Here is a 26,601-nt window from a genome sequence, read left to right as displayed (position 1 = left end):
ATGCTGAGATCGCTATGTTAATTATTTGAGATCAATAAAATTTGGCATATTTTTAGTTATTAGGTTTTACCTACTACCATTTGTAACAAAATAATGATTAGTAGGACAAATTGAAATATAAAAACCTCATATAACATGAATTGGTTACAACATTTTTTAATATTATGCTCTGGAGGAAATATTCATTTACTCAAAAAATCCCCTTCAGAATGGAATAAATTTTCCGGAATAGGAGGGATTGTCCTCTTTACGGCAATCTTTGCAACATTGTCGGCAGGTTATGCAATTTACACAGTTTTCGATAATGTATGGACGTCAGTCGGTTTCGGAATATTGTGGGGATTAATGATTTTTAATCTTGATAGATATATTGTTTCGTCCATTAAGAAAACAGGAAGTTGGTGGCATCAATTGTTAATGACTTTGCCAAGGTTAGCGCTCGCGACGTTCTTAGGAATTATTATTGCAAAACCTTTAGAATTAAAAATCTTTGAGAAAGAAGTTAACAAACAACTTAATACGATTATCCAGCGGAATAAAAAGCAACTTCAAACCGAAATGAATGCCAGGATTCTACAACAATCTGGTCCTTTTGATACAGAGAAAAAACAGATTGCGAGTAAAACTTTAGAATATCAAAAAGCCTATGATTCTGCAGCGGTAGAATTAGAAAAAGAAATTTTAGGAACTAAAACAGGACTTACAAGTGGTAAAGAAGGTTATGGTTCTAACGCAAAACGAAAAGCTGAGCTTAAAAAACAACGCAAGCAAGACCTTGAAAATTATCAAAAACAAGTGGCTTCTCGACAAGATTATTTGGATAAAGAAATTTCTAAAGTCTATACCAGCTTAGAAAGTGAAAGAAAAAATACGGACGTTTTCGAGGATAAATTCAATGGTTTTGCAGCGCGATTACAGGCATTGGATGAGTTGGGACAAAACTCTGCCATTATAGCTTTGGCGGCATCTTTTATCATGGGATTGTTTATTTGTCTTGAGATTTCTCCTGTGTTAATCAAGTTGATATCATCTGTTGGGCCTTATGATTATCTTTTAGAAAAAACCGAAAATGAATTCAGGCTTTATGCTAAAGAAAAAATTGAAAAAGCAAACTTTGCTACTGATCATAGGATTGAAACTTTTAAAGATGACCTGAACCGAAAAACGTAATATTATTAATCTTTAGAAGAAATCTCATTGGATTAGTCTGAGATGAGAAAATAGTTTTGATACGATAAACATCAATAAAAAAGTGCCTGATATTTCGGGCACTTTTTCGTTTTTTGAAAAATTAAATAGTGATAAAAGTATTTATTTTTTGATGAATTTATAATTAGTTTTTAGTTCTTCTAAAGTGAATTTTGCAGGGACAATTTCTTTCCCATTTTTTGTAATATAACCGTACTGGCCAGATCTATTTTTGACCATTGCCCAATCTTTATGTTGCTCCCCAAAAGGCCATATTTTTTCATAAATGACGGGAGTAACTTCTTTACCAGATTTATCCAATAATCCGTAAGCATCGGACACATTTTTCACTAATATAAAATCACCATTTTTTTCGATTTTAGAATAGATTGGTTGCACCACAATTTTTTTGTCCTTGTTGATAAAACCGAAAGTCCCCGCATTGGTTTTTACCATTGCCCAACCTTTATTGTAATCATCATAGGCATAGACTTTAGCATATTCTGATTGTGCCAATGCAAGACTACTAATCCAGACAAAAGCGCAAATTATTAATTTAGTTTTCATAGTTTTTAGATTTAATTAAATTTGACTTTAATGTTAGATTTTTCTGTGGCGTTAATTAATTTTGAAATATCATCCGCTGTAAATTTACCCCTAACATCTACAAAAACAGCATTGTTGTCTTTAGAGTTGATGGTTATCATTAGGTTTTTTATCATGTCATCATTTTGTAAAGCATTAATTTTTATGATATTACCATCATTTTTGATCGATGCCCATTCTTCAAATTTTTGATCTTTAAGATGTTGGTTGAAATCTGTAATGATATTTGCATTAATATGATCGGACATCATTAACTTTACTTTAGATACTTTCTTTACTAGATCGATAACTTCCTGACTTTCTCCGTCATTTCTTAATTGGGTTTTAAGATAATTTTTTGCCAGAAAAGTTGGGACATTAATGCTCGTGAAGTTGGCTTGTTCTCTATAGTAGCTTGTGTTGAAAAAATCAATAGAAGGTTTACTAGAAACGACACAAGAGCTCAGACTTGCTAGTAATATTGCGACAATACCTAGATGTAAAACTTTTTTCATGGCTTTGATATTAATTAATTTGAGTAATGCTTGCTCCTGTTATTTTTTTAGCGTCTGTCACAATACTCGTAGGATTACCTTTATATTGAATAGATGACGCTGATGACGCCGAAGCCGTTAATGCGTCACTCACTGCCAATTTTACATTACTTCCAGAAGAGGCACTTACTGTAGCTCTCTTGGTTGAGAAGTTAACAGCATCACATGATGCGCCACTAGATACGCTGTAGGCAACTGTATCTGCATTGCCGGTTAATTTTATAAAAGATCCACTAGAAATGTCTAATGCTAAGTTACTTGTTTGTAAGTTCATTTTTACTGTAGATCCAGAGCTTAATTGAAGAGCAGAGGCAGATGATATTTTGAAATCACCCTCTACTCTTGATCCAGATGAGGTCTCTATGGCTAAAGCACGATCTGTAATAGTGTTAGTAGCTTCGAAAATAGCGCCTGATTTGGTTACAATTTTATTCATTTTTGGTGAAGAAACTGTTACAGAAAGATTTCTAATATTAAGATTTCTGACTCCGTTATTTCTGATAAATATTTTTAAAATACCGTTTTCTACTTCGGTAATAATATGTTGTTGTTTTTCAGGATCTACATTAACAACAACAGAGTAGTCGTTAGCTTGTGTGTACTTTACCAATACACCCGAAGATAGCTCGATACCATCAAAATTACTTAACTTTCTTACGCTACTGACATTAGTATTAGTAGAATTGATGCTTGATATTGGGCTAAGCGCAGTAACATTCTTAGTTTCCTCAATCATTTTAGAAACGTCGTCCATAGAGATTTTTCCGTCTAACATCATGAGAACACTGGCATCTTCGGAGACAATATTTAAGATTAAATTATCAAGCACACCGTTGCTGGCTTCCTGGGAAATAAATTTGATTTTATTATCCTTGCTATTAACTGTGATAAGCTCTTCGTATTTCAAAGCTTTGAGAGATGTATTAATCTCATTTTGAATACGTGTTGTCTGATCTAATATTTTTTGATCTGCTTTGTCAGGATTCATTGAGCTGCGAGGCTTCTCTAGGACTAACATTTTTAGACCATTTACTTTTCCTAAAAGCGGTTGGATGCGGTTAAGATCTTCATCATTTATTTTTAAACTACCAAGAAGACGAAACATTGGTTTTGCTATTTTGATAGACGTGACACCTTCTACATCTTGATATTGGTCAAAAAGTTGATTTAGTTTTTCAGATTGACCAAAAATGTTGGTGGATAAGAAAAAAAGGACGAATAATATTGATAACTTTTTCATGATTTATTTATTTAAAATCAAGTGATAAATTTTTTACACTTTGGGCGTGATCTACGGTTTTGCTTACGTTACTTGCAAGATAATTGACTGCATCTTCTGTTAATGAGATTGCTTCTTGCTCGTTATAGACTGGTTTTCCGTTAATAATCACATAATTAGGGTTGTAGGCATAATCAGTTGTTTGTGATTTGCTTGTATATTTTGTTTTATTCGTTGCCGGGTTGGTTACTTTCTGCTTGGACGCCGGCGTCGTTGCAGTTTTCTCCATAATGATCTTTTCTGGTGATTTCTTATTAGGATTAGAAATCTGTTGTTCTTGAGTAGGATTTTCTACTACGTTGTGTTGTTGTGTTGTTTCTGTATGAATGATAGCTTCTGGCTCAGTATCTTGTTTTACAACTGTTTTTAGAGGTTTTGTAACCTCTCCAGATTCTTCATTAATAAAGAGATAACCTCCCAGAACTCCCATAAACATGACAAGACTTGCTGCCATCCAATAATTCTTAAGACCATGTCCGAAACTAGGTCTAGCCTTAGTTATAGGAATAACAGGTGTCGCATTGTTTTGGTCAGGGCTTATGCCTTCTGCTTTCGATAAAAAATCATCGAAACTCATCTCTAATCTTCCTTCTTTCTCATCTTTAAGAAAAGAAAAATAAGGATTGTCGCTTTGTTCTTTTAAGAGTTGCTCTTCTTCTGGTGATAGCGCTTCACCTTCAAAAAAGTTATACTCCAAGTCCTTGTATCTGTCGATTTTCATACGCGTAAAGTTTGTTAATGGCTTCTCTCACCTTCTGACGGGCCCGCATCAGGTTTATTCTAACTGCATTTTCTTCCATCTCGAGAATCCCGGCTATCTCAGAAATGTCATGTTCTTCTACATCTTTAAGGTGGATCACCATCTTTTGTTTTTCGGGCAGATCATTGATAAATTTCAAGATATGCTCTTTTAGATTATTGGTTTCTATCTGATAAAGGTCTGATCGTCCGTATTCTAATTGTGCAAAATTCTGTTTGACATCATGGTGCTTCAGCCGGTTGAGGCACTCATTTTTCACACATCTTAATACGTACGATTTTAGATTATCTATAGAAATTAATTCTTCTTTTTTTTGCCAAAATTTCATCATTAAATCCATTGTTACATCTTCGGCTTCATCACCGCTGGTTACAAAACGTTTCGCAAAGCGATACATCTCATCCTTGAGTGTATATATCGATTCTTGAAACTGTTCTTTAGTCATATAATCAGCGTTGTTATAATAAAGACATTTAGAATTGCAAAAGTATTACATTTAAAAATAAAAAAGATTAGATTAAAAACTAAAGTATTGATATTCAGGATAAAAAAATGAGCAATAGAAAAGTCTATTGCTCATTTTTAATTGATATGAAAGTGAAATTAATTTTTATCCCAGAAAAGCTTTGTCGTTACTGCATCACCACCAATTTTTGCAGCGGCAGCATTAACATTTTTTTTATTAAGTGTATATTCTTGGTCAGAGTATATCATTCTTACAGGGACTCCTGCAACATTTGAGTTAGGTGGATTAACCAAAGAAGGTGTGTCCAATCTTCTTACAAAATTCCACGCTGCAAATGCTCTATTATACATGGCTACCCAAGCTTCTTCTCCTATAGATTTTTTCCAGTTAGCAGCGTTGTAAGGGTTAGCAATAAGGTATTTTGTAGCAGCTTCTGTTGGTAATCCATATTCTGACATAGACTCCGTTATAGCAGTACCATACAAAGTTTCGGCTGTATTACCCATGTTAAATCCTCTTGCAGCAGCTTCTGCTTTCATGAATAAAACTTCTGAATAGCTCAATAAGTTAGATGGTGTTGTCGTTTTTTTAAAGCTATCAGCAACGTGAGAATAGTTAGCATAGGTATTAAGAGAACCGTAGATACCTCCTACATATTGTCCATTAACCTTTGTGAACCAAGCATCTCTACGAGGATCTGCTTTGGTGTTCATCATGTTAACTAAAACATTTGATGGAACAAAATCATCTCTGTTAGATGCTACTAAGTTGTCAAACAATGGGTTGGTAAATGTCACTCCGTCATACACAAAAGTATAAGAGTCTGATGTTGTAGTCATTACGCCTGAGGCAATTGCTTCCTCTGCTAATTGTTTCGCTTTTGCAGGATCTACATCAGATAAATTAAGTGCTAGTCTTAATTTAATAGAATTGGCCAGTTTTTTCCATTTATTCATATCGCCTTTGTAAGCAATATCGTTGGTCTCATAGCCTTTTGAAGATGTTTTAATCTTTGTAATTGCGAAATCAATTCGTTTAATAAGATCATTATAAATGGTTCTCGCATCATCATATTTAGGTGCGAAACCATTGTCATAAGCCTTTAATGCTTCAGAATAAGGAACATCTCCCCATGTATCTACTACGTTTTCCCAAACAAAAATTTGAGAAATTTCATTGGTCGCCCATTTATTGTCTGCAACAGCAGGATCATTGGTTTCCTTTGCTAATGCATCTTGTGCTTTACTGAAATTATTGAGGCTATATACATACATTCTTTGGAAATGACCTCTTGGCTGTGATCGAGTGATGAGGTTATAATTCATCTCATCAACGTAAGTTGTCTCAGACCATTGTTGTGTAAAGAATCTATAATTATTAAAGTTAACACTTGGATTATCTATATAATAAAATTCTTGATATTGCCCCATTGACAACAATACGCCAGAAGTTAAGTTAGATGGATGCTTTTCGTCATTATTTAAAAGTGTTGTATCCCTCTCGCAAGAAGAAAGTGCAGTCACTGCTATTGCTAAACCTAGAAAGGCCTTATATATTTTTTTCATTATAAATTTGATTTAGAATTTGAATGTTACATTAACTCCGACATCTCTTGTTGTTGGCAAAGAACCAATAGAGTAGCCATAGCCTCTTACACCACCACCAAGAGTTGATTCTGGATCAGCATAAGGTAAGTTTTTGTGTATTATCCATAGGTTTCTTCCAACGATAGATACTTTGGCTTCGTTAACAAATGTTCCTTGTAATAATTTTTTTGGTATAGCGTAGCTGATACTTGCTTCTCTAAGTTTTACAAATGATCCATCATATACATAATCTTTGGTTGGTCTTTTCTGATAGCCCTGGTTGCCATAGATTGACCCATCAAACGCAGTTGTGTTAACCTGACCTGTCTGTGTAACACCAGGTAAAATAACTTGACCTGTTCTATAGTCACCTTGTGCCGTATTAGTATATAGACCAGTAGAAGATGCATAGTACATATCTGTTGAGAAAATATCTCCACCTTTTCTCACATCAATTAAGAATGATAGAGTTAGTCCCTTATAAGAGAAAGAGTTTCTCACACCTCCAATCCAATCGGGTGTTGTATTACCAATAATTTGGTTACCGTTAAGCTTATAGAAGCCTTTAGCATCAACAATTTTATTCCCATTAGCATCGTAAGTATAGTCGGTACCTCTAATCGTTCCCCACTTTTCTCCTTCGGTTGCATTAACAGAAGCACCTCCTTGTATGCTTGTTAATAGATAGTTACTAACATCACTTGTTTCATTATGAAGTAATTCTACAACTTTGTTTTCATTTTTAGACCAGTTGATGTCCATATTCCAAGTGAAGGTATTAGTTTTTATAGGAACTAAACCTAATTGGAATTCTATCCCTTTATTGTCAATTTGCCCTGCGTTAACCATAGCAAAATTAAGTCCTCCCCCTGCTGAAATAGGCAATTGAAGAATTTGATCAAAGGTTTTGGTCTTATAAAATGCCGCATCAAAATTTATTCTACCTTTCAAGAATTGGAACTCTGTCCCGAATTCATATTCTTTAGATCGTTGTGGTTTTAAGCCTTTATTAGGCAAGATAGTCTGGCTATTTTGCATAACGATGGAATTGTTAAACAAACCAGCATAAGAATAATAGAACTGTAACTGATAAGGGTCTGCTGTACCGCCCACTTCAGCATAATTCGCTCTTACTTTCCAGAAACTTAACCATGAAGGTTTGATAAATTCGGATAGGATGAATGATCCTGTAAATGAAGGGTATCTGAATGTGTTATCGCCCTTAGGAAGCGTTGATGTATTATCTACTCTAAAAGTAGCATCTAAATAAAAGAATTTATAAAAATCGAAAGAAGTAGTTGCATAGGCACTAGACGTCACAGTTGTATAGACATTTTCATCCGGAGGCAGTATTGGCAATTTAGAATTAGCCAATGCGTATATGCCTGGTGTCTCAAGTCCTCCTTCAGTAGATGCATAGATTGAGTTAGAATAATTACGACGTACGTTAGCTCCAACAATTCCACTAACATTAATATCTTTTGTGATATCAAACTTATAATTAAAGAATAAATCATAATTAGCTTCAGAAGTCACTAAGTTTTGTCTACTAAATCCAGAACTTACATTTTTTTGAGACGCTCCAAAAGTTTTTGGAATAGAGTTAGGTGCTAATCTATTCTCGAATAAAGTGGTAGCGTTATCATAAGAAACCTTTCCTGTTAAAGAGAATTTTTTATTAAAATCATAAGTAACCTGAGCATAAGAGAAGCTTCTCGTTCTGTCATCCGTACCGTAACTTTGATAACGTTGATAATATGGGTTATTCCAATATGCTGCTACAGGGTTAGTTGCACTTTTTAAATTCCAAGTTCTGTTAAGTTCTCCACTATTATAGTATGCATCTCTAACGTCTGCAATATCTACGTTGGTTTGCCACCATTGTCTAAAACCACCAACGAGGTTACCAGAATAGTTAGCATCATTACGTCCTTTAGTTTGTTGCATTACTAATGTAGAATATACTGTAGCATGCAATTTATCAGTTAGATCATAATTAATTTTGGTAGTTATGGTGTTTTTTCTTAGATCTGAGTTAGGTAATAATCCGTTAGACAGCATATTGTCATATGACAACATAAAATTATTACCTTTTTTACCTTTCTCTAAAGTGATACCATTGACATAGCTAATCGGAGTTTCGAAGAAATGAATTGGTCCACGCTTAGCAGCAACATATGGCGTTGCTTTCTTATAATTTTTAGAATTAGGATCAAAAGAATCCCATTGATAAACTAAAAGATTCGGGTCGTATGCAGGGCCCCAAGAAGCATCATCACCTAGGTTAAGATAGGGTTTTCCATCAACAGCTGTTTCTTTAAATTTCAGTGCATATCCAGCACCATATCTAGTTTGATATTCTGGAAATGTAGATTTATCTATAAAACCAGCTTGTATAGAGCTAGAAAGTGTTACGCCCCAGCTATCATCATTACCACTTTTTCCATTTTTAGTTGTGATGACGATAACACCATTAAGTCCTCTTTCTCCATATAGAGCAGATGCTGCTGCACCCTTCAAAACATTAACAGAAGCAATATCGTCTTGGTTGATATCGGAAAGTAAATTTCCCATATCCTGATTGGATTTTGTATCGTAAGTAGAAGAGTTATTAACAGGTGAGCCATCAATTACGATGAGCGGGCTTGCACCTCCTAAACTTTTGATTCCTCTAATAACTAAGTTTGAAGATCCTCCAAAATTACTATTAGTATTAACTTGTAATCCAGCAACTTTACCAGATAGTTGAGAAGCAATATTCCCAGTATTAGTTGTTCCTTCAAAAAGCTTATCAGCCTTTACCTCTTGAGATGCGTAGCCTAAAGATTTTTTTTCTCTTTTAATACCAAGTGCTGTTACTACGACCCCGTCAATATTAGTTAACTTAGTGCTATCTTGTTTTTTTACTTGTGCATTGAGCATAGCAAAAGAAGAGGATAAAACAATTGCCAAAGCCGTACTTGTCAATTTCTTCATATTAGTTATTTTTTTATGATCTCACAAATATGTGAAACTTTATTAAAAAAACAACAATAAATGTTAATTTTTGTTAATTTATATTTAATGAAAATAATTTTTTATTGTAAGTATTGGTAAATCAGCTAGTTGTGATTTTTTTTAATGATATGATAATTTAATATTTAATAAAAATTAATACGAAAAACGAAATAATATATTCAATTAAGCTTCATAAAATCACCAAAATAAGAAGCTAAGTGCGTTTTTAATAATTATTAAAAATATATTTCAATATATTTTTGTCCTCGTCAGTTAAAGTGACTTTACGACGTTCCATAACTTTTGCAGATACTTCGTAGGCTTTTTCTAGTTTAAATTTTTCATCACATTTCATGCCGCCCCAAGAGAAGTTTTCTACAAGATTAGGCGGGAAGTTTGGTTTGAAAATATTAGCAGCAATACCAACAATTGTCCCAGTGTTTAGCTGAGTATTAATCGCAGTTTTAGCATGGTCACCCATGATTAATCCGCAAAACTGAAGTCCTGTATCTTCGAATCTTTTACTCTTATAGCTCCAGAGTTTTACCGAGGCATAATTGTTTTTAAGGTTAGAAGAGTTGGTATTTGCGCCAAGATTACACCACTCTCCAATAACCGAATTACCGACAAAACCGTCGTGTCCTTTATTGGTAAATCCAAAAATCACAATATTATTCACCTCGCCGCCTACTTTGGAGTGTGGACCAACGGTTGTAGCGCCGTAGATTTTTGCTCCTAGATTAAATTTAGAACCTTCACACAAAGCAATTGGCCCACGTAGATTACAGCCTTCCATAACTTCTGCATCTTTTCCGATGTAGATTTTACCAGTTTTGCAATTAATCGTTGCCAATTCTACCGAAGCACCTTCTTCTATAAAGAGATCTTTCTTATCGCCAAGAAATCCGCAAGTTAAAGATAATGGCTGAGAAGTTCTGCCTTTTGTTAATAAATCAAAATCAAAATCAATGGCTTTATCGTTAAAACTGAAAAGATCTGTCGGTTTTTTAAAGAACAATAATTCCTCCGTAATATCGGTCATTTTTTCAATCTGATTAAGAGAGAAATTGTCCATGTTGATATTGGCGGCAAGAAGTTCGTTGTCGTATACAAGAGCTTCTCCGGGTTTTAGGTTTTTAATTTGAGTTAAAACCTCATCGCTTGGTAAAAAGTTGGGAACCAAAAAAAGGCTTTGTTCGTCTGCTGGTTTTTTATATTTCTCTTGTAAAAAATCCTCGGTAATGTAGGATGTTTTTTGGATATCAAGAAGTTTTTGCCAACGTTCTGTAAAGGTCAAAATCCCTACACGCATTTCTGCAATAGGTCTTGTGAAGGAAAGCGGAAGAAAGTCTTCCCAATATTGTGCGTCTGAAAATACGAGTTGCATTTTTAGTTTAGATGTTAGATGTTAGACTTTAGAAATTAGACAAGAGTATATTAGATTTAATTTCTAGCTTCTGTTGTATAATTTCTACCCTTACAAAAATAACAAAAAAACCTCTCGGAAATCCGAAAGGTTTTTAGTATTTCAATAAATTTCTAAAATTATTTAGAGAATTTTTTGTATTTGTTCATGAATTTGTCAACACGTCCTGCAGTATCAACTAACTTCACTTTACCAGTGTAGAAAGGGTGAGACGTAGAAGAGATTTCCATTTTGATTAATGGGTACTCAGCACCTTCATATTCGATGGTGTCTTTAGTGTCAGCAGTAGATTTACAAAGGAACATTTCTTCGTTACTCATATCTTTGAAAACTACTAATCTATAGTTACTTGGGTGGATATCTTTTTTCATTTCCAGAAATTTTTAAATTTTTAATTAAATATGAGTAGAGAAGTAATGGCTTCAATAACTCTGGTTTTGAGACGGCAAAAATAAGAATATATTTTTTATTCTGCAAATTATTCTATGTAGTTTCTCGCTGATATTTTAAAAATTAAAGCATTGTTGTAATTCTCAAAATTCAAATTGTTTAAATTACATCGTATTAATCGAACAATTTTTAATTGCCTTTTTTAGAGGTGGAGGTGTTATTCTTATGAAAAAAGTTGCCCTTTGCAGGACAACTTCCGTTTAATTAGTTTTAATAAAATCTATTCCCAATCATAGGTTTTTTCAAGCGAAGACCTTTCTTTAGATGCGGTTCTTATGCCGCCTGGAGAGCCTTGTGTCGGTAAACCTTTAAAGAATTGTTGCCTTTTCCTATCATATAATCTCACATATTCTTGTATATCGATGATGTTGATATTATCCAATGGTGGATGATAACTAACATTGTCTTTATTCTTAAGATCTATAGATACGGCTTTCCACATATAATAACCTAGACCAACAACTTTAGCTTCGAGAATGAGACCTGGCAATCCATAAAATTTAAAAGGACCAGCACTGTAAGGGAGATCTTTTGTAAAATAAACTTCTATCATGCGTCCTCTAAAATTAGTAGTTGCTTTGAAACATAGATAATTTAATATTTTTTTTTGACTCTTCTCATCAACCTCCCAAACTATTTTCACTAAAGGATCTTCAACTAGAAATATATTTTGTTTATCCCTACCAATAGATTCTGTGAAAATGAAGGTTTTCCCTTTTTCATTGTTGCTTAAGTCTGAATAAAATGTTGGAGAGAACTGATTATCAAAAATACGATGCACTTTTTCATCAGGCATTTTAATATTACTTAACGAGTCTTGTATAGATATTGACTTGTTTTTATTACTACTGATATACAGCGTTTCTTTGCTACTTGCAATATCAGATGGTATAAATAAATATTCTACCTTGATTTGTTGGGCTAATAACAATTGTTGAAAAAGGAAAAAGAAAATAGAATAAAATTTCATGCATTTGGTTTTTAAGCTTTAATATTCTCAAATGTACAAAAAAGCCACTAAAATTTTAACAATAGTGGCTTTTGTTTTGTGATCTAAAGTTTTACTACTTTGATTTGAATTGATTAATTGCATTAACTGTAAAGTCAGAAAGCACCAATTGTCCGCTAACGGCGGCGCGTTCTGTTAAGAGATCATCCCAATGTTCGGTGCCTTTCCAGAAGATTTCTTTAAGATGGAACATGGCTTCAGGGTTAGAACTCGCTAATTTTTCTGCTAAAACTTGAATCTCGGCGTCCATTTCTTCTGTGGTTTCATAGACGTCCTGGTACAGATTTTTTTCGCGTGCCCAATCTGCCGAATAAAACTCAGTCGCATTAATTGCTAATTGTGCAAAAGCTGCCGTTCCGATCTTTTTTTCGACAACTGGGCCGATGACGAAAGGTCCAATGCCTACGGCCAATTCGCTGAGTTTAACAGCAGCATTTTCTGTGGCAAAGGTGTAATCTGCAGCACAAGCAATGCCAACACCACCGCCAACAGCTTTGCCGTGAATTCTGGCAATAATTAATTTGGGTGACTTTCGCATGGCGTTAATCACATTAGCAAAACCTGAGAAAAAACTTTTCCCAGTTTCAAAATCTTGAATTGAAATCAATTCATCGAAAGATGCGCCAGCACAAAAGGCTTTTTCGCCACCACTTTTTAGGACGATGACTTTGGCGTCTTTGTTTTTGCCCAACGCTTCAATTTCGTTAGCGAGGTTTTTTAGTTGGCTTCCCGGCATCGAGTTGCTCTGCGGATGGAAAAATTCGATAGTTCCGATTCCGTTTTCTATGGTTGATGTTACGTAGGCTTCCATTTCTTTTTTATGTTGAATATTAAATCTTGGCACTCATCTCGCAGCCCGACTTGAGCGGAGCTCATTTTTATTTTTTGTCCTTCGACGCACTCAGGCTGACAAAAATGAAAATAGCGGGAGCGGAAGGCGGATTAAGCTGCCCAAATCTATAAATTAATCTTGATTAAGTTTCTTTACCATTGTTAGAATTGTCGCGATAGCAACGGTTTCTCCGGTTTCGTCATAGACATCTACCAGCCATTTTACGATGCCACGTGCGGCTTCGTCCTCGCGTTTTTCTTGTTCTATTTTTTCTTTACAGGTAAACTTAACGCCAATGGTCATCCCTGGATAAACAGGTTTTACAAAACGACATTCGTCTAAGCCGTAATTGAGTAAAACAGGGCCTTTTCTTGGGTCAACAAATAATCCTGCAGCTTTACTCAAAATGAAATAGCCGTGCGCCACAGTTCTCTCGAAAATGGTGCCTTCCAAGGATGTGGCATCCATGTGAGCATAAAAATTATCTCCCGAAACATTAGCGAAATTAGTGATGTCAGCTTCTGTAACAGTATGTTTTGCTGTGATATAAGTTTCGCCAACTTTAAGTTCTTCAAAATGTTTTCTGAATGGATGGATCCCATCATCAAACTGCTTACCACCGTACTGATATTGTTGTGTAATATGCGTTAAAGTCGTTGGAGAACCTTGGATCGCTGTACGTTGCATGTAATGAAGAACGCCACGTTTGCCACCCATTTCTTCGCCACCACCAGCGCGCCCTGGACCACCGTGAACCAACATTGGTAATGGAGAACCGTGCCCCGTACTTTCTTTGGCACAATCCGAATTGAGAATTAAAATCCTACCGTGCATAGACGCTGCGCCGATGACAAATTCTCTCGCAAAATCATCATCTGCCGTCACGACAGAGCAACAAAGTGAGCCTTTGCCCATTCTTGCCAAGTCAATCGCTTCGTCGATATTGTTGTAAGGCATAATCGTACTTACAGGGCCAAAAGCCTCGATGTTGTGGACATCTGTATTTCTAAAAGGATCTGAATTGACGAATAATATTGGTGAGATAAATGCTCCTTTGTTTTTGTCAGCACCTTTCACTTCGAAATTGTCTAAACTCCCAAAAACAATTTCTTGAGTTTTGGATAATTCCTGAACTTTCTCAGAAACTTCCTTCACTTGATCTTTATTAGCCAAAGATCCCATTCTAACCCCTTCTACATTAGGATCGCCAATAACCACTGTTGATAATCTGTGACCTAAAGCGATCTGTACATCTTCTACAAGGTTTTTCGGGACAAGCAATCGTCTCACTGCTGTACATTTTTGACCGGCTTTAGTAGTCATTTCGCGAGAAGCTTCTTTAATAAACAAATCAAATTCTGCCGTGCCAGGTTTTGCATCTTCGCCTAAAACCATCGCGTTAAGAGAATCGGCTTCCAAATTAAATGGTACAGATTCTTCGGTGATTTTTGGATGAGATTTAAGCATTTTCCCTGTTGAGGCTGATCCTGTGAAAGTGACAACGTCTTCAGAAGTGACATGGTCTAAAATTCCGTTAGCAGAACCGCAGATTAATTGTAAGCTTCCTTCTGGTAAAATCCCTGAAGCGATAATTTCTTTAACGACAACTTCCGTTAAGAAACTAGTTGCTGTTGCTGGTTTCACGATGGCAGGAACGCCAGCCAAAAGGTTGACCGCAATTTTTTCCAACATTCCCCAAACGGGAAAATTAAATGCATTGATATGAATGGCTACACCACGTTTGGGCGTGCAAATATGATGTCCGATAAAAGTACCTTCTTTGGATAACTTCACCGCATCACCATCCACGTAATATGGTAAATCAGGAAACTGCCTTCTAAGCGACGCATTGGAAAATAAATTGCCAATGCCACCCTCGATGTCTACCCATGAATCTGCTCTAGTAGCACCAGTTGCCCAGCTTACTTTGTAGAATATATCTTTCTTATCCATTAAGTGAAACGCTAATTTCTTAAGCATTAAACCTCTTTCTTGGAAAGTCATTTTTCTCAGTAATGGCCCACCAACTCGTCTGGCGTAATCCATCATTTCTGCAAAGTCCAAGCCTTTGGAAGTTGCTGTCGCCATCAAATCACCGTTGATGGAATTGTATAAAGCTTGGCCTTCTCCTTCTCCTTTTATCCAACGTCCTAAAGCATAATTTTCTAGTTGCATCATTTTTTTTAGATTTTAGAAATTAGATTTTAGAAGTTAGATGAGAATAGTTCTAAACTCTAACTTCTTTCTTCTAACCTCTGATTATTAAACTTTCTCAATAATCACGGCGTAACCTTGTCCAAGGCCTACACACATGGTTGCTAAAGCGTATCTTTTATTTTGGTTATGAAGTTCATACATTGCAGAATTAAGGATTCTTGCGCCACTCATCCCCAATGGATGTCCGAGTGCAATAGCGCCGCCATTTGGGTTGATTCTAGGATCGTTGTCCTCTAATCCCCAAGCTCTGATACATGCTAAACTCTGTGCCGCAAATGCTTCATTCAATTCGATAATATCAATATCATTGAAAGTCAGTCCTGCTTTTTTAAGGGCCAATTCTGCGGCTTTTACAGGGCCTATTCCCATTAATCTAGGTTCTACACCAACAACGGCGCTAGAAACAATTCTTGCTTTTGGCGTTAAATTAAATTTTTTAGTAGCTTGTTCTGATGCTAAAAGATTAACCGCCGCGCCATCATTTAAGCCCGAAGCATTACCTGCGGTTACCGTTCCATCTTTTTTGAAAGCCGTTCTTAATTTAGCAAGACCTTCTAGAGTGGTGTCATTTTTAGCAAACTCATCTCGATTAAAAATTAAATCATCGCCTTTTCTTTGAGGTAAATTAACCGCTACAATTTCTTGAGCTAATCTTCCGTTGTCTTGTGCGGCTTTGGTTTTCATTTGAGAATTCAACGCAAATAAATCCTGATCTTCACGAGAGATATTATCACGTTCTGCAACATTTTCTGCCGTTTCTCCCATAGCATCTACACCGTACATTTCTTTCATTTTCGGGTTGATAAAACGCCAACCGAAAGTCGTGTCAAAAATCTTAGCGTCGCCACCAAAGGGCGTTTCGGATTTTGAAATAACCAATGGACCGCGCGTCATATTCTCGACTCCACCAGAAATCATTAAGTCTGCATCGCCCACTTGGATTGCTCTGGACGCGCTGATAGCAGCCGATAAGCCAGAGGCGCAGAGTCTATTAACGGTTTCTCCTGGTACGCGGTAATCCAGGCCAGAAAGAAGACCAGCCATTCTTGCGATGTTTCTGTTGTCTTCTCCTGCTTGATTGGCACAACCTAAAATCACATCAGCGATTTGAGATTGATCGATATTTTTGTTTCTTTCTAATAATGTTTTGATGACAAATGCCGCCATGTCATCAGGACGAATGTTGGCTAGGCTTCCTTTGAGTTTTCCGATGGGTGTGCGGACGCCGTCTATTAGGTATGTTTGGTTCATTATTTAGTTTATAGTTGTTGGTATTTGGTTTTTAGAATTATGAATAGAATTTCTTATTCTGGGTTGCTAAATTTCTGATGATTGGACTGCATCTATAGCGGTCTTCATGATAGAAATGATAGAGTTTATCCAATTCTTTCTCTAGTTTATCTAAGCCGAATTCATCTGCCCATTGCAATAATCCTTTGGGGTAATTAACACCTTTGGTCATTGCCAGATCAATGTCTTCTACCGAGGCAATATTTAAGAAATAAGCATCTGCAGCTTCATTCATCAACATTATTAAGATTCTGGTAAAGATTTGATTTAATAATTCTGGGTTTTCATTGGGTTTGATTAGTTCTGCAGCTTCGGTATAATCGTAAAATCCTCGTCCTGATTTTCGTCCGAAGTAACCCGCTTCAAATAATCGCTTTTGAGTAAATGAAGGTTTGAATTTAGGATCATAGAAAAACTCTTTGAAAACACTTTCCGTTACGCGATAATTAACATCATGACCAATAAAATCCATCAGTTGGAAAGGTCCCATTCTAAAGCCTCCAAGACTCGTCATGGCAAAATCTATCGTCGCACAATCTGCTATCCCTTCCTCTAAAATCCTAACCGCTTCTCCATAAAAAGGTCTCGCCACACGATTGACAATAAAGCCTGGTGTGTCTTTGGCAATAACGGGAAGTTTGCCCCAAGAATCAACCAGAGATTTGGTTTTAGCGATTAACGCTTCGTCCGTTTGTACTGCAGGGATAATCTCTACCAAAGCCATTAATGGCGCTGGATTAAAGAAATGAATCCCAATCACACGGTTAGGCTTTTGACAAGCCGACGCAATGGATGCAATGGATAATGATGAGGTATTGGTTGCCAAAATACAATCGTCAGAAACAAGGTTTTCTAGTTTTTGAAACAAGTCTTTTTTGATTTCTAAATCCTCGATAATGGCTTCTATGATTAATTCGGAATTAGACAGCGCTTCTAATTTGGTAATCAGTTTTATATTATTGAAATAGGTTTCTGCATTCTCGTAAGAAATTTTGCCTTTTTCGGCTAGCTTTTGAAAGGTTGCTTCTAAGTTTTTTTCTGCTTTTTCTAAAGCTAAAGGATTGCTGTCGTAGAGCGAAACATCGTTGCCTGCTGTTGCAAGAACTTGTGCTATGCCGCTTCCCATTGCGCCACTACCTATGATTGCTATTTTCATTTATTTAAAGATATTAGACATCAGATGTTAGACATTAGACGTCAGAAATTAGATTTTTAATTTCAAATTAACTCACCACCACATTATCACATCATTATATCACTTTAGTGGCATTTAAAATAATCAAATGGTTCTTGGCAAGCATCGCATTGATATAAGGCTTTGCAGGCTGTTGACCCGAATTGACTAACCAGATGTGTGTGCGTAGAGCCACATTGTGGACATTCTACAGCGTCTGACTCTGCGAACAAATCATTGTGATTCGATTTTGAATAGACAGGTGGTGCTATGCCGTACGCTTTTAGTTTGGCTTTGGCTTCATCTGTCATCCATTCTGTTGTCCATGCTGGGCTCAATCTGTTGGTGACTTTAACATTTTTAAATCCTTTTTCGATGAGTTTTAACTTGATGGACATATTAATCATGGAAGTCGCTGGACAACCCGAATAAGTGGGTGTTGCAACAACCTCAATATGGTCACCATCCAAAATTACCTCTCGTACAATTCCTAAATCCAAGATGTTGAGAACGGGTACTTCAGGATCCTGAACTTCCTTTAATATTTGCCAGATATGTTCTTCTGTTATGGTCATTTTTTTATTACAAAGACGCTAATTATTTTACCATTCCATTCCGGGGTAGGTGCGTTGCATATATTGCATTTCTGCTAATAAGTAGCCTAAAGCTTCGGTATGTTGTCCGTCTTTGCCACCTACTAATTGTCTGGATTTAGCAAAGTCGACACTTAATGTTGCTTCGTCTAAAACTTGAGTAACTACCGTTAACCATTGGTTCTTGAATGTTGTAATGTCAGGCATCATACCTTCATTAATCAATTCTTTTTCCCAAAGAGTAGGGATGAAAAACTCGTCCGTATAATCCACCAATTGGTTAATAGACTCTTGGATTTTGTCATGACTCTCTGCAGTGCCATCACCTAGGCGGATGACCCACTCTGAGCTCCATCGTTGATGATAAGTCGCTTCTTTAAGAGATTTTTCTGCAATGGCTGCTAGTTTTTCATGATTAGATTTTGCTAATTCTGTTAAGAGCAAAACATGATAAACATCAAAGAAAAACTGTCTGGCAATGGTATCTCCGAAGTGTCCATTAGGACGTTCTACCAACAATAGATTCTTATAATCTCTCTCGTTACGGAGAAAGGCTAGATCATCTTCGGTTTTGCCTTCACCTTGTGCTTCTGCTGCTAACTCGTAATAATGGGTAGCTTCTCCCAAGATGTCCAAAGCAATATTAGACATCGCGATGTCTTGCTCCAGAACGGGGCCTTTACCACACCACTCGGACAGGCGTTGCCCTAAGACCATACTGGTATCAGCAAGATGTAAAAGATAGTTGAGTTTATTATTTGTAGTCATTTTAATTTAGTTTTCTTATCCTATTAGATTGATTAGGATTTGATATTAATTGAGCTTGAAATAAAAGCAAGCTTGTTAGTTGTAAAAAGCAGGCTTGCTATTAGTCCATGACAAGCTTGTCGTGAGGTCGTGACAAGCTTGTTGTATGCTCGTGGCAAGCTTGTCTCTGTAAAGGCTCTATCCATAGCTGTTGGCGAGGGCTAGTTTTTACATATTTTTCACTTCCTCAGGAACGTGATAGAAGGTCGGGTGTCTGTACACTTTGTCCTCCGATGGCTCATAAAAAGCACCTGCGTCATCTGGGCTAGATGCCGTGATAAACTGAGACTCTACGACCCAGATGCTCACGCCTTCTGTCCTTCTGGTGTAGACGTCACGCGCATTTTGTATTGCCATTTCTGCGTCTGCTGCGTGAAGACTGCCAACGTGCTTATGATCTAGACCTTGACGGCTTCTGATGAAAACCTCCCAAAGTGGCCATTCTGTATTTTGCATAATATTTTAGATTAGAGACAAAAAGATTAGAGATGATGGGCTTTAATCTTCGTACTTATTTTATACTGTTTTTCTTAATTCTTCTGTTCTTAGTTTTCTTTTTTCGTGGTAGGCTGTTGCGGCTTCTCTTACCCAAGCACCATCTTCGAAGGCTTTTTTTCTAACGCTTACACGCTCTTTATTGCACATTCCGTTGCCTTTAACCACCTTCCAGAACTCATCCCAATTGATCTCGCCGAATTCATAATGACCTGTTTCTTCATTAAATTTCAGATCAGGGTCAGGAATGGTTAATCCTAAATATTCTGCCTGAGGAATGGAAACGTCCACAAAACGCTGTCTTAGCTCATCGTTGGTAAATCGCTTGATTCTCCACTTCATAGACATTTCTGTATTGCCAGATTCCGAATCTTTAGGCCCGAACATCATTAAGGTTGGCCACCACCAACGGTTGAAGGCATCTTGTGCCATGGCTTTTTGCTCTGGTGTACCTTGGCAAAGCTTCATCATAAGCTCATAACCTTGACGTTGATGGAAACTTTCTTCTTTACAAATCCTAACCATTGCTCTCGCATAAGGACCGTAAGATGCTCTGCATAATGGGACCTGATTAAGAATTGCAGCGCCATCTACCAGCCAGCCAATAGCGCCCATATCTGCCCAAGTCAAAGTCGGATAATTGAAAATGCTTGAGTATTTGGCTTTCCCAGAATGTAGGTCATTAATGGTTTCGTCTCTTGTAACGCCAAGCGTTTCGGCAGCACAATAGAGATACAAGCCGTGACCCGCCTCATCTTGGACTTTGGCCAGAAGGATTTTTTTACGATTGAGGCTTGGTGCTCTGGTAATCCAATTGGCTTCTGGTAACATGCCTACAATCTCAGAATGGGCGTGTTGAGAAATCTGACGAATCAGAGTTTTGCGATATGCATCTGGCATCCAATCTTTTGGTTCGATACGGATTTCGTTGTCTATTTTGTTTTGGAAATGATCTTCCAAGTTGATTTCTGTTGTTTCCATACTGTGTTGTTTTAATGGAATTTCTTTACTTATTTTTTCTTTAACGTAAATAGCCTAAGGTTTTTTTTCATTCTGTTGAGATTCCTACGGAATGACAAATTTGGTGCTTATGGCTTCTCTTGTTTTATGCTAAATCTATTTGATATCAAAATTAACTACAACCTCTGCAGAACGTGGATGCGCCTGACATGACAAGATAAATCCTGCGTCTAGCTCATCTTGCTCTAAGGAGTAATTAATATCCATTTCTACTTCGCCTTTTTCTAGTTTACACTTGCAAGTCGCACAAACCCCACCTTTGCAAGCATAGGGTAAATCTGCTCCATTCTGTAATGCGGCATCCAAAATGGTCTGTCCGTGATATGCCAAATCCATGTTAAGAGCTGATGCATCTAGCTTAACCACAACTTTGCTGTATTGGTCATCTGCACGATTAACGGCTTCTTTGTGTTCCTTTTTCTTTTGGGCAGATGCCGCACTGTAAAATAACTCAAAGTGTATCTTTTTAGCATCCAATCCTGCGTTAACCAAAGTATCGCGAACGCCTAAAATCATATCTTCTGGGCCACAAAGAAAAACCTCATCTATCTTATCAGCGGGAATAATGTGATTAAGGAAGAATTGAGCTTTGTCAGCGTTAATTCTGCCACTTAAGATGTCTGCATCTGCCATTTCGCGGCTTAAGATGTGATACACGCTAAGACGTTGCATATATCTATTTTTAAGTGCTTCTACTTCTTCTTTGAAAATAATACTGGCTTTATTACGGTTGCCATAGATCAAAATGAATTGACTGTTGGGCTCGTTTTTCAAGACAGATTTAATGATAGAAATGACAGGTGTAATCCCGCTTCCTGCAACAAAAGCCACATAAGTTTTCTGGTGGTCTTGGTGAAGTTCTGTAAAGAAAGTGCCTTGTGGTGGCATTACTTCTAGCACGTCGCCTTCTTTGGCAAGATCATTAATATAAGAGGAGAATACGCCTTCTGATATTTTTTTGACCGCCACTTTAAGTTCGTCTTCGCAAGGGCTGGCACAAATGGAGTAGGAGCGGCGAATTTCTTCTTGTCCGTCTTTACTTTTAAATGTCAAATATTGACCTTGTTTAAATTGAAATAATTCCTTTAAGTCTTCTGGTACGTCAAAGCTTACCGAAACGCAATCGTTGGTTTCTCGATTGATGCGTTTGATTTTTAAAGGATGAAATGAGGTTGACATTATAGTATTAAAAGTTTAATCCGTTAAGTAATATGGTAGAAAGTTCGTGTTCTAATTCTTCGGGTGATATGTCTCGGCTTGGCTTGTACCAAAGCTCGATCCAACGCAATGAAGATAAGATGGTGAAAAGTGCCACGGAGACATTCATAGTTTTGAATTCTCCAGCTTGCATGCCTTGTTCTAAGATATTGGCAAAGCTTTTCTCGTAGGACTTTCTGATGGCTTTGTATTCTGTTTTTTTCTCTTCTCGGAGGTATTTCCAGTCATTGTTAGCGACAGAAACCGATGCTGCATCATTAATCATTAAGTCGATATGAAGCTTGATAACCAAACTTAATTTCTCCTGAAAGCTGAGTTGCATGATTTCTATCTCCGACAATTGTGAAATGTACGCTGCTGCAATTTTGAAACAAATCAATTCTAGAATTTCGTCCTTAGATTTGATATGATTATACATGCTGGCGGCTTCCATGCCTACTTTTTCTGCCAAGTCACGCATGCTTGTACCTCCGAAGCCTTTTTCTCTAAATAGTTTGGCCGCTTCGAATAAAATCAATTCTTTTTTATTGACTTTGGCTTTTTTCTCTATGTTAATCGCTTGTGTCATCTTAATATTTCAAAAGATTTTCAATACTGATTTTCAACTTTTCTGCGTTAGGTAACATGGTTTCTTCTAAAACAGAATTAAGCGGAATAGCAGGCATATTCTCTGCGCCAATCACTTTAACTGGGGCGTCCAGATCGCGGAAACATTGGTCAGAAATTCTTGCGGCAATGCTCTGTGCAAAAGAATTGTTAACCGGTTCTTCTGTTAAAACAATGCAACGATTATGTTTTCTCACACTTTCGAAGATTCTGTTCTCGTCCAATGGCGCTAAAGTTCTTAAGTCTATAATTTCTACTTGATTATCGAAATGTTTCGCCGCATTAGATGCCCAATAAACACCCATTCCGTAAGTGATAATGGTTAATGTAGGTTTGTCTTTTCTGCTGTCACAAAGAATCACTTCTCTGGCTTTCCCTAATGGAATGATATAATCCTCGTCTGGCTCTATGGTTTTAGCATCTTCAGTACCTTCAATTTTTGACCAATACAAGCCTTTATGTTCTAGCATCACAACAGGATTAGGGTCGTAGTAAGCTGCTTTCATTAGACCTTTAAGATCTGCACCAGTTGATGGATAAACAATTTTAATTCCTCGGATATTGGTTAAGACACTTTCTACCGAGCTAGAGTGGTAAGGACCTCCGCTTCCGTAGGCTCCAATCGGAACTCTAAGAATCATAGACACAGGCCATTTGCCATCTGATAAATAACAACTTCTCGCCACTTCTGTAAATAACTGATTGAGGCCTGGCCAGATGTAATCAGCAAACTGAACTTCAACAATCGGCTTTAGTCCAACAGCGCTCATCCCAACGGTAGATCCAATGATAAAAGCTTCTTGGATAGGTGTGTTGAAGACTCTCTTGTCGCCAAATTGTCCAGCCAAAGTAATCGCTTCTCGGAAAACTCCGCCTAATCTTGCGCCTACATCTTGTCCATATAATAAAGCTTCTGGATGTTTTGCCATTAATTCTCTAATTGCAAACAATGCGCAATCTACCATTACGGTTGGGATTTTGCCTTCTGGTGCGCGGATTCCTTTTTCTTCTGTGATAGGCGTTGGAGCAAAATCGTGGGTGAAAAGATCTTCTGGTTTAGGATCTTCTGCCAACAGCGCTTTTTCGTAATCTGCCTTTACAAGGGCAATAGCATCTTGTTCTATCTGATGAATTTCGGCATCATCAATCCCGAATTCTGATAATTTTTCTTTTAATTTTGGTAAAGGATCTCTAGTTGCTGCTTCTTCCAGATCATCGCGGTACCATTCTTTTCTTACGCCAGAAGTGTGATGATTAAGTAACGGAACTTTAGCATGAATCAGCATCGGACGTCTTTCATCACGAATGATTTTAATACATTCTTTAACGGTTTCATAAGATTTAATAAAATCTGTTCCGTCTATGGTTCTGGCTTCGATACCTTCAAAACCTTGTATGTATTTCGATATATCTTGCGCTCTGATTTCTGAAGCGTGCGCAGAGATATCCCACTCATTATCTTGAACTAAATATAAAATAGGTAATTGCTTAAGCGCAGCCATCTGGAAAGCTTCTGCGACTTCTCCCTCTGTGCAACTTGCATCTCCTAGAGAACATACCGCAATTGGTTTTTGGTCAAAATCTTCTGATAATTCTAGTTCTTCCAGGTACTTAAGCCCCATTGCAACACCAGTTGTTGGGATAGCTTGCATACCAGTTGCACTACTTTGATGAGGTATTTTTGGCATGTCATCACGGCGCAAACTTGGGTGAGAATAGTAAGTTCTTCCTCCCGAAAAAGGATCATCTTTTTTTGCTAATAACTGTAACATTAGCTCGTAAGGTTTCAATCCAATGGATAGCAAGACGCTGTCGTCTCTATAATAAGCACTTAAAAAATCTTGAGGTAAAAGTTGTAATCCTAACGCAATCTGAATGGCTTCGTGGCCACGAGATGTTGCATGAACGTATTTTGAAGCAATACGCTTTTCTTCTTCAAAAAGTTCTGTCATGCTCTTAGCGGTGAACATGAGTCGGTAGGCTTTTTTCAAAAAATGTTCTAGATTAGTTTCTAAGGTGATATTCTGTGATTTTGTGATTTCCATAGATTTTTATAAATTAAATATCCTCAGTGTTTTCATTTTCAATTATTATTTGATTAAATAAAACAAGAGGAAATTATTGTTGCTACTTTTAATTGAAGTAACAATAACATAAACAAATATAACAAAAAACCCGAAACTAACAAATGTTAGTTAGTGAATTTTATCAGTAATTGGGATTCTGTTGGTTTTTGGTTGATAGAGAAAAAAAAATATTGTAGTTTTGGACATCTAATTATAATTGAATGAAATTAAGAGTATTATTAGGATTTGGTTTTTGGGTAGCATTATTAATGGTGTCATGTAATAATGATGACATTAGCTTTGAAAAACCTTCACAAATGTTACGATTTTCAACGGATACCGTATTTTGTGATACCGTTTATAACCAGATGAGATCCGAAACTTATGCTGTTAAAGTTTATAATAAGGATAATAAAAATGTGCAGATTCCTAAGATCTATCTAGAGTCTGGCGCGAGTTCTCTTTACCGTATTAATGTGGACGGAAAAGCGGGTACTAGCTTTAATAATGTATCATTAAGAAAAAATGATAGTCTTTATATTTTTGTAGAGATTGCGCCTCTTGCTAATGCTCCAGAAGCTATTGCTGAGGATAAAATTGTTTTTGAGTCACCAGCGGGACAGCAGAAAGTTACTTTGTTTTCTGTAGTGCAGGATGCAGAATATTTTATAAAAACGGATTCTAATCCTAACATTTTAAGCCAAAATACAACTTGGACTAATAATAAAGCTAAAATTATTTTCGGGGATTTAACCGTTGCTGAAGGAAAATCATTAAACATCGAAAAAGGAACTAAAGTCTATTTTCATAAAAAAAGTGGACTTAATATTTCTAAAAATGCAACACTTAATATTAGAGGAGAATTAAATCAAGAAGTCATCTTACGTGGCGACAGAAATGACACGCGTTATGATACTTTGCCGGCTAATTGGAATGGTATAAAGATGGAGCAAGCCTCTTTGCTTAATATGAACTACGGAAAATTATTCGGGGGGAATATTGGACTTCAGCTTAAAGATAATAAAGCGGTTATCAATAACTCTATTATTCATACGTTTCAGAATTTTGGTATCTATGCTATCGGCGCAGATCTGAAAACTAATAACGTTGTGATGAACAATTGTGGAGAAGCGGATCTTGCTATTTTTAAAGGAGGTAAATATGATCTTACACATACAACTTTTGCCAATTATTGGAATCTTAATTCAGCGTTATTAAGTTACAGCATTTTTGCCACTAATTCTTGGAGTGACAATGGATCAACAGTTAATGGGGCACTAGATTTTAATATGAAAAATTCTATCGTGTATGGTGATCGTCCTAATACCATGCTTTTTGCGCCGGTCACAGGACAGACTTTCGCGTATAAAATCCAAAATTCTTTGTTAAAAGTTGGAGATAAAGCAGGATTTGTATTTGATAATAACAGTAATATTATTAACTCGATTAAGAATGTGGATCCAAAATTCATGAATTTCTACACGCAGAAAATGAACATGAGAGTTAAAAATGATTCTCCAGCAAAAGCAAAAGGTAATCTAAATTTCACAACATTACCAACCGATATTACAGGTGTTGCCAGAGGTTCTCAACCAACAATGGGCGCTTATCAATAAAATATGGAAATCATAAAGCTGCAACGAGAGGTTGATAATTGGATAAAAACCATAGGTGTTAGATATTTTAATGAACTAACCAATATGGCGATGTTGACGGAAGAGGTGGGCGAAGTTGCCAGGATTATTGCCAGACGTTATGGCGAGCAATCCGAAAAAGAATCGGATAAAACCAAAGATCTTGGAGAAGAGTTGGCTGATGTTTTGTTTGTGACTTTATGCTTAGCTAACCAGACGGGTGTGGATCTCCAAGCTGCTTTTGACAATAAAATGAAAGTTAAAACAGATAGAGATAAAGATCGACATCAGAATAATGAAAAATTAAAATAGTAAGAAACGAGATGTAAGCATTTTGATAATTCTCTCA

24 protein-coding genes are annotated in these 26,601 nt (G+C 36.6%); 3 read left to right on the top strand and 21 right to left on the bottom strand.

The window, feature by feature from the left end; translation table 11 throughout:
* Nucleotides 1-135 precede the first annotated feature (135 nt).
* Nucleotides 136-1,170: a DUF4407 domain-containing protein gene (locus ACQQ6V_RS09725; RefSeq protein ID WP_448845322.1), complete on the top strand. Its 1,035-nt coding sequence runs from the start codon at nt 136-138 to the stop codon at nt 1,168-1,170.
* Nucleotides 1,171-1,311: 141 nt separating this feature from the next.
* Here the strand turns inward: ACQQ6V_RS09725 and ACQQ6V_RS09720 are convergent, their stop codons facing one another.
* The 21 genes from ACQQ6V_RS09720 to ACQQ6V_RS09620 all read right to left on the bottom strand — a co-directional run bounded on the left by ACQQ6V_RS09720 (nt 1,312) and on the right by ACQQ6V_RS09620 (nt 24,597).
* Nucleotides 1,312-1,755: a WG repeat-containing protein gene (locus ACQQ6V_RS09720; RefSeq protein ID WP_448845321.1), complete on the bottom strand. Its 444-nt coding sequence runs from the start codon at nt 1,753-1,755 to the stop codon at nt 1,312-1,314.
* 11 nt (nt 1,756-1,766) lie between these two features.
* Complete coding sequence (locus tag ACQQ6V_RS09715; protein WP_448845320.1) at nt 1,767-2,288, bottom strand: DUF4252 domain-containing protein; 522 nt, start codon at nt 2,286-2,288, stop codon at nt 1,767-1,769.
* A 10-nt stretch (nt 2,289-2,298) separates the two neighbouring features.
* Complete coding sequence (locus tag ACQQ6V_RS09710) at nt 2,299-3,567, bottom strand: DUF4252 domain-containing protein (protein WP_448845319.1); 1,269 nt, start codon at nt 3,565-3,567, stop codon at nt 2,299-2,301.
* Between the two features lie 7 nt (nt 3,568-3,574).
* Nucleotides 3,575-4,327, bottom strand: coding sequence for a hypothetical protein (locus ACQQ6V_RS09705; RefSeq protein WP_448845318.1), 753 nt, complete (start codon nt 4,325-4,327; stop codon nt 3,575-3,577).
* Nucleotides 4,293-4,811 (bottom strand): GFO_1088 family ECF-type sigma factor, encoded by a 519-nt coding sequence (locus tag ACQQ6V_RS09700; protein WP_448845317.1) that lies wholly within the window; start codon nt 4,809-4,811, stop codon nt 4,293-4,295. Before ACQQ6V_RS09700 ends, ACQQ6V_RS09705 begins: the two co-directional genes overlap by 35 nt.
* Before the next feature lie 158 nt (nt 4,812-4,969).
* Nucleotides 4,970-6,397, bottom strand: a complete 1,428-nt coding sequence (locus ACQQ6V_RS09695; RefSeq protein WP_448845316.1) for a SusD/RagB family nutrient-binding outer membrane lipoprotein — start codon at nt 6,395-6,397, stop codon at nt 4,970-4,972.
* Between the two features lie 12 nt (nt 6,398-6,409).
* Nucleotides 6,410-9,394: a SusC/RagA family TonB-linked outer membrane protein gene (locus ACQQ6V_RS09690; RefSeq protein WP_448845315.1), complete on the bottom strand. Its 2,985-nt coding sequence runs from the start codon at nt 9,392-9,394 to the stop codon at nt 6,410-6,412.
* A gap of 247 nt (nt 9,395-9,641) precedes the next feature.
* A complete protein-coding gene (locus tag ACQQ6V_RS09685; protein ID WP_448845314.1) occupies nt 9,642-10,802 on the bottom strand; it encodes a GlmU family protein in 1,161 nt (386 codons plus the stop codon).
* Nucleotides 10,803-10,960: 158 nt separating this feature from the next.
* Entirely contained in the window at nt 10,961-11,212 is a 252-nt protein-coding gene (locus ACQQ6V_RS09680; protein WP_448845313.1) for a type B 50S ribosomal protein L31, read from the bottom strand.
* Between the two features lie 299 nt (nt 11,213-11,511).
* Nucleotides 11,512-12,261 (bottom strand): GLPGLI family protein, encoded by a 750-nt coding sequence (locus ACQQ6V_RS09675; RefSeq protein WP_448845312.1) that lies wholly within the window; start codon nt 12,259-12,261, stop codon nt 11,512-11,514.
* Between the two features lie 94 nt (nt 12,262-12,355).
* Nucleotides 12,356-13,111, bottom strand: a complete 756-nt coding sequence (locus ACQQ6V_RS09670) for an enoyl-CoA hydratase/isomerase family protein (RefSeq protein WP_448845311.1) — start codon at nt 13,109-13,111, stop codon at nt 12,356-12,358.
* A 153-nt stretch (nt 13,112-13,264) separates the two neighbouring features.
* Nucleotides 13,265-15,310, bottom strand: a complete 2,046-nt coding sequence (gene paaZ / locus ACQQ6V_RS09665) for a phenylacetic acid degradation bifunctional protein PaaZ (RefSeq protein ID WP_448845310.1) — start codon at nt 15,308-15,310, stop codon at nt 13,265-13,267.
* A gap of 84 nt (nt 15,311-15,394) precedes the next feature.
* Nucleotides 15,395-16,600 (bottom strand): 3-oxoadipyl-CoA thiolase, encoded by a 1,206-nt coding sequence (pcaF, locus tag ACQQ6V_RS09660; protein ID WP_448845309.1) that lies wholly within the window; start codon nt 16,598-16,600, stop codon nt 15,395-15,397.
* A 37-nt stretch (nt 16,601-16,637) separates the two neighbouring features.
* The gene (locus ACQQ6V_RS09655) at nt 16,638-17,795 is read right to left on the bottom strand and encodes a 3-hydroxyacyl-CoA dehydrogenase NAD-binding domain-containing protein (RefSeq protein WP_448845308.1); all 1,158 of its coding nucleotides are present in this window, start codon (nt 17,793-17,795) and stop codon (nt 16,638-16,640) included.
* 104 nt (nt 17,796-17,899) lie between these two features.
* Entirely contained in the window at nt 17,900-18,388 is a 489-nt protein-coding gene (gene paaD, locus ACQQ6V_RS09650; RefSeq protein ID WP_448845307.1) for a 1,2-phenylacetyl-CoA epoxidase subunit PaaD, read from the bottom strand.
* A 27-nt stretch (nt 18,389-18,415) separates the two neighbouring features.
* Complete coding sequence (gene paaC / locus ACQQ6V_RS09645) at nt 18,416-19,174, bottom strand: 1,2-phenylacetyl-CoA epoxidase subunit PaaC (protein ID WP_448845306.1); 759 nt, start codon at nt 19,172-19,174, stop codon at nt 18,416-18,418.
* A 207-nt stretch (nt 19,175-19,381) separates the two neighbouring features.
* Nucleotides 19,382-19,669, bottom strand: coding sequence for a 1,2-phenylacetyl-CoA epoxidase subunit PaaB (paaB, locus tag ACQQ6V_RS09640; protein ID WP_448845305.1), 288 nt, complete (start codon nt 19,667-19,669; stop codon nt 19,382-19,384).
* Between the two features lie 60 nt (nt 19,670-19,729).
* Nucleotides 19,730-20,689, bottom strand: coding sequence for a 1,2-phenylacetyl-CoA epoxidase subunit PaaA (paaA, locus tag ACQQ6V_RS09635; RefSeq protein ID WP_448845304.1), 960 nt, complete (start codon nt 20,687-20,689; stop codon nt 19,730-19,732).
* A gap of 135 nt (nt 20,690-20,824) precedes the next feature.
* Nucleotides 20,825-21,907: a 1,2-phenylacetyl-CoA epoxidase subunit PaaE gene (gene paaE / locus ACQQ6V_RS09630; protein WP_448845303.1), complete on the bottom strand. Its 1,083-nt coding sequence runs from the start codon at nt 21,905-21,907 to the stop codon at nt 20,825-20,827.
* A gap of 7 nt (nt 21,908-21,914) precedes the next feature.
* Nucleotides 21,915-22,514 (bottom strand): TetR/AcrR family transcriptional regulator, encoded by a 600-nt coding sequence (locus ACQQ6V_RS09625; RefSeq protein ID WP_448845302.1) that lies wholly within the window; start codon nt 22,512-22,514, stop codon nt 21,915-21,917.
* A 1-nt stretch (nt 22,515) separates the two neighbouring features.
* On the bottom strand, nt 22,516-24,597 hold the full coding sequence (locus ACQQ6V_RS09620) for an alpha-ketoacid dehydrogenase subunit alpha/beta (protein WP_448845301.1): 2,082 nt from the start codon (nt 24,595-24,597) through the stop codon (nt 22,516-22,518).
* A 242-nt stretch (nt 24,598-24,839) separates the two neighbouring features.
* Here ACQQ6V_RS09620 and ACQQ6V_RS09615 point away from each other — a divergent pair, with 242 nt between their 5' ends.
* Entirely contained in the window at nt 24,840-26,234 is a 1,395-nt protein-coding gene (locus ACQQ6V_RS09615; protein ID WP_448845300.1) for a hypothetical protein, read from the top strand.
* A gap of 3 nt (nt 26,235-26,237) precedes the next feature.
* Nucleotides 26,238-26,564, top strand: a complete 327-nt coding sequence (locus tag ACQQ6V_RS09610) for a nucleotide pyrophosphohydrolase (protein WP_448845299.1) — start codon at nt 26,238-26,240, stop codon at nt 26,562-26,564.
* Nucleotides 26,565-26,601: the final 37 nt, after the last annotated feature.

The organism is Chryseobacterium electrogenes (assembly GCF_053553015.1).
This window is presented reverse-complemented; position numbering and strand designations above follow the sequence as displayed.

Bases quoted from the DNA above. Each gene is read 5' to 3' on its own strand.
- ACQQ6V_RS09725 (WP_448845322.1), top strand. From the start codon at position 136: ATGAATTGGTTACAACATTTTTTAATATTATGCTCTGGAGGAAATATT.
- ACQQ6V_RS09720 (WP_448845321.1), bottom strand. From the start codon at position 1,755: ATGAAAACTAAATTAATAATTTGCGCTTTTGTCTGGATTAGTAGTCTT.
- ACQQ6V_RS09715 (WP_448845320.1), bottom strand. From the start codon at position 2,288: ATGAAAAAAGTTTTACATCTAGGTATTGTCGCAATATTACTAGCAAGT.
- ACQQ6V_RS09710 (WP_448845319.1), bottom strand. From the start codon at position 3,567: ATGAAAAAGTTATCAATATTATTCGTCCTTTTTTTCTTATCCACCAAC.
- ACQQ6V_RS09705 (WP_448845318.1), bottom strand. From the start codon at position 4,327: ATGAAAATCGACAGATACAAGGACTTGGAGTATAACTTTTTTGAAGGT.
- ACQQ6V_RS09700 (WP_448845317.1), bottom strand. From the start codon at position 4,811: ATGACTAAAGAACAGTTTCAAGAATCGATATATACACTCAAGGATGAG.
- ACQQ6V_RS09695 (WP_448845316.1), bottom strand. From the start codon at position 6,397: ATGAAAAAAATATATAAGGCCTTTCTAGGTTTAGCAATAGCAGTGACT.
- ACQQ6V_RS09690 (WP_448845315.1), bottom strand. From the start codon at position 9,394: ATGAAGAAATTGACAAGTACGGCTTTGGCAATTGTTTTATCCTCTTCT.
- ACQQ6V_RS09685 (WP_448845314.1), bottom strand. From the start codon at position 10,802: ATGCAACTCGTATTTTCAGACGCACAATATTGGGAAGACTTTCTTCCG.
- ACQQ6V_RS09680 (WP_448845313.1), bottom strand. From the start codon at position 11,212: ATGAAAAAAGATATCCACCCAAGTAACTATAGATTAGTAGTTTTCAAA.
- ACQQ6V_RS09675 (WP_448845312.1), bottom strand. From the start codon at position 12,261: ATGAAATTTTATTCTATTTTCTTTTTCCTTTTTCAACAATTGTTATTA.
- ACQQ6V_RS09670 (WP_448845311.1), bottom strand. From the start codon at position 13,111: ATGGAAGCCTACGTAACATCAACCATAGAAAACGGAATCGGAACTATC.
- paaZ (WP_448845310.1), bottom strand. From the start codon at position 15,310: ATGATGCAACTAGAAAATTATGCTTTAGGACGTTGGATAAAAGGAGAA.
- pcaF (WP_448845309.1), bottom strand. From the start codon at position 16,600: ATGAACCAAACATACCTAATAGACGGCGTCCGCACACCCATCGGAAAA.
- ACQQ6V_RS09655 (WP_448845308.1), bottom strand. From the start codon at position 17,795: ATGAAAATAGCAATCATAGGTAGTGGCGCAATGGGAAGCGGCATAGCA.
- paaD (WP_448845307.1), bottom strand. From the start codon at position 18,388: ATGACCATAACAGAAGAACATATCTGGCAAATATTAAAGGAAGTTCAG.
- paaC (WP_448845306.1), bottom strand. From the start codon at position 19,174: ATGACTACAAATAATAAACTCAACTATCTTTTACATCTTGCTGATACC.
- paaB (WP_448845305.1), bottom strand. From the start codon at position 19,669: ATGCAAAATACAGAATGGCCACTTTGGGAGGTTTTCATCAGAAGCCGT.
- paaA (WP_448845304.1), bottom strand. From the start codon at position 20,689: ATGGAAACAACAGAAATCAACTTGGAAGATCATTTCCAAAACAAAATA.
- paaE (WP_448845303.1), bottom strand. From the start codon at position 21,907: ATGTCAACCTCATTTCATCCTTTAAAAATCAAACGCATCAATCGAGAA.
- ACQQ6V_RS09625 (WP_448845302.1), bottom strand. From the start codon at position 22,514: ATGACACAAGCGATTAACATAGAGAAAAAAGCCAAAGTCAATAAAAAA.
- ACQQ6V_RS09620 (WP_448845301.1), bottom strand. From the start codon at position 24,597: ATGGAAATCACAAAATCACAGAATATCACCTTAGAAACTAATCTAGAA.
- ACQQ6V_RS09615 (WP_448845300.1), top strand. From the start codon at position 24,840: ATGAAATTAAGAGTATTATTAGGATTTGGTTTTTGGGTAGCATTATTA.
- ACQQ6V_RS09610 (WP_448845299.1), top strand. From the start codon at position 26,238: ATGGAAATCATAAAGCTGCAACGAGAGGTTGATAATTGGATAAAAACC.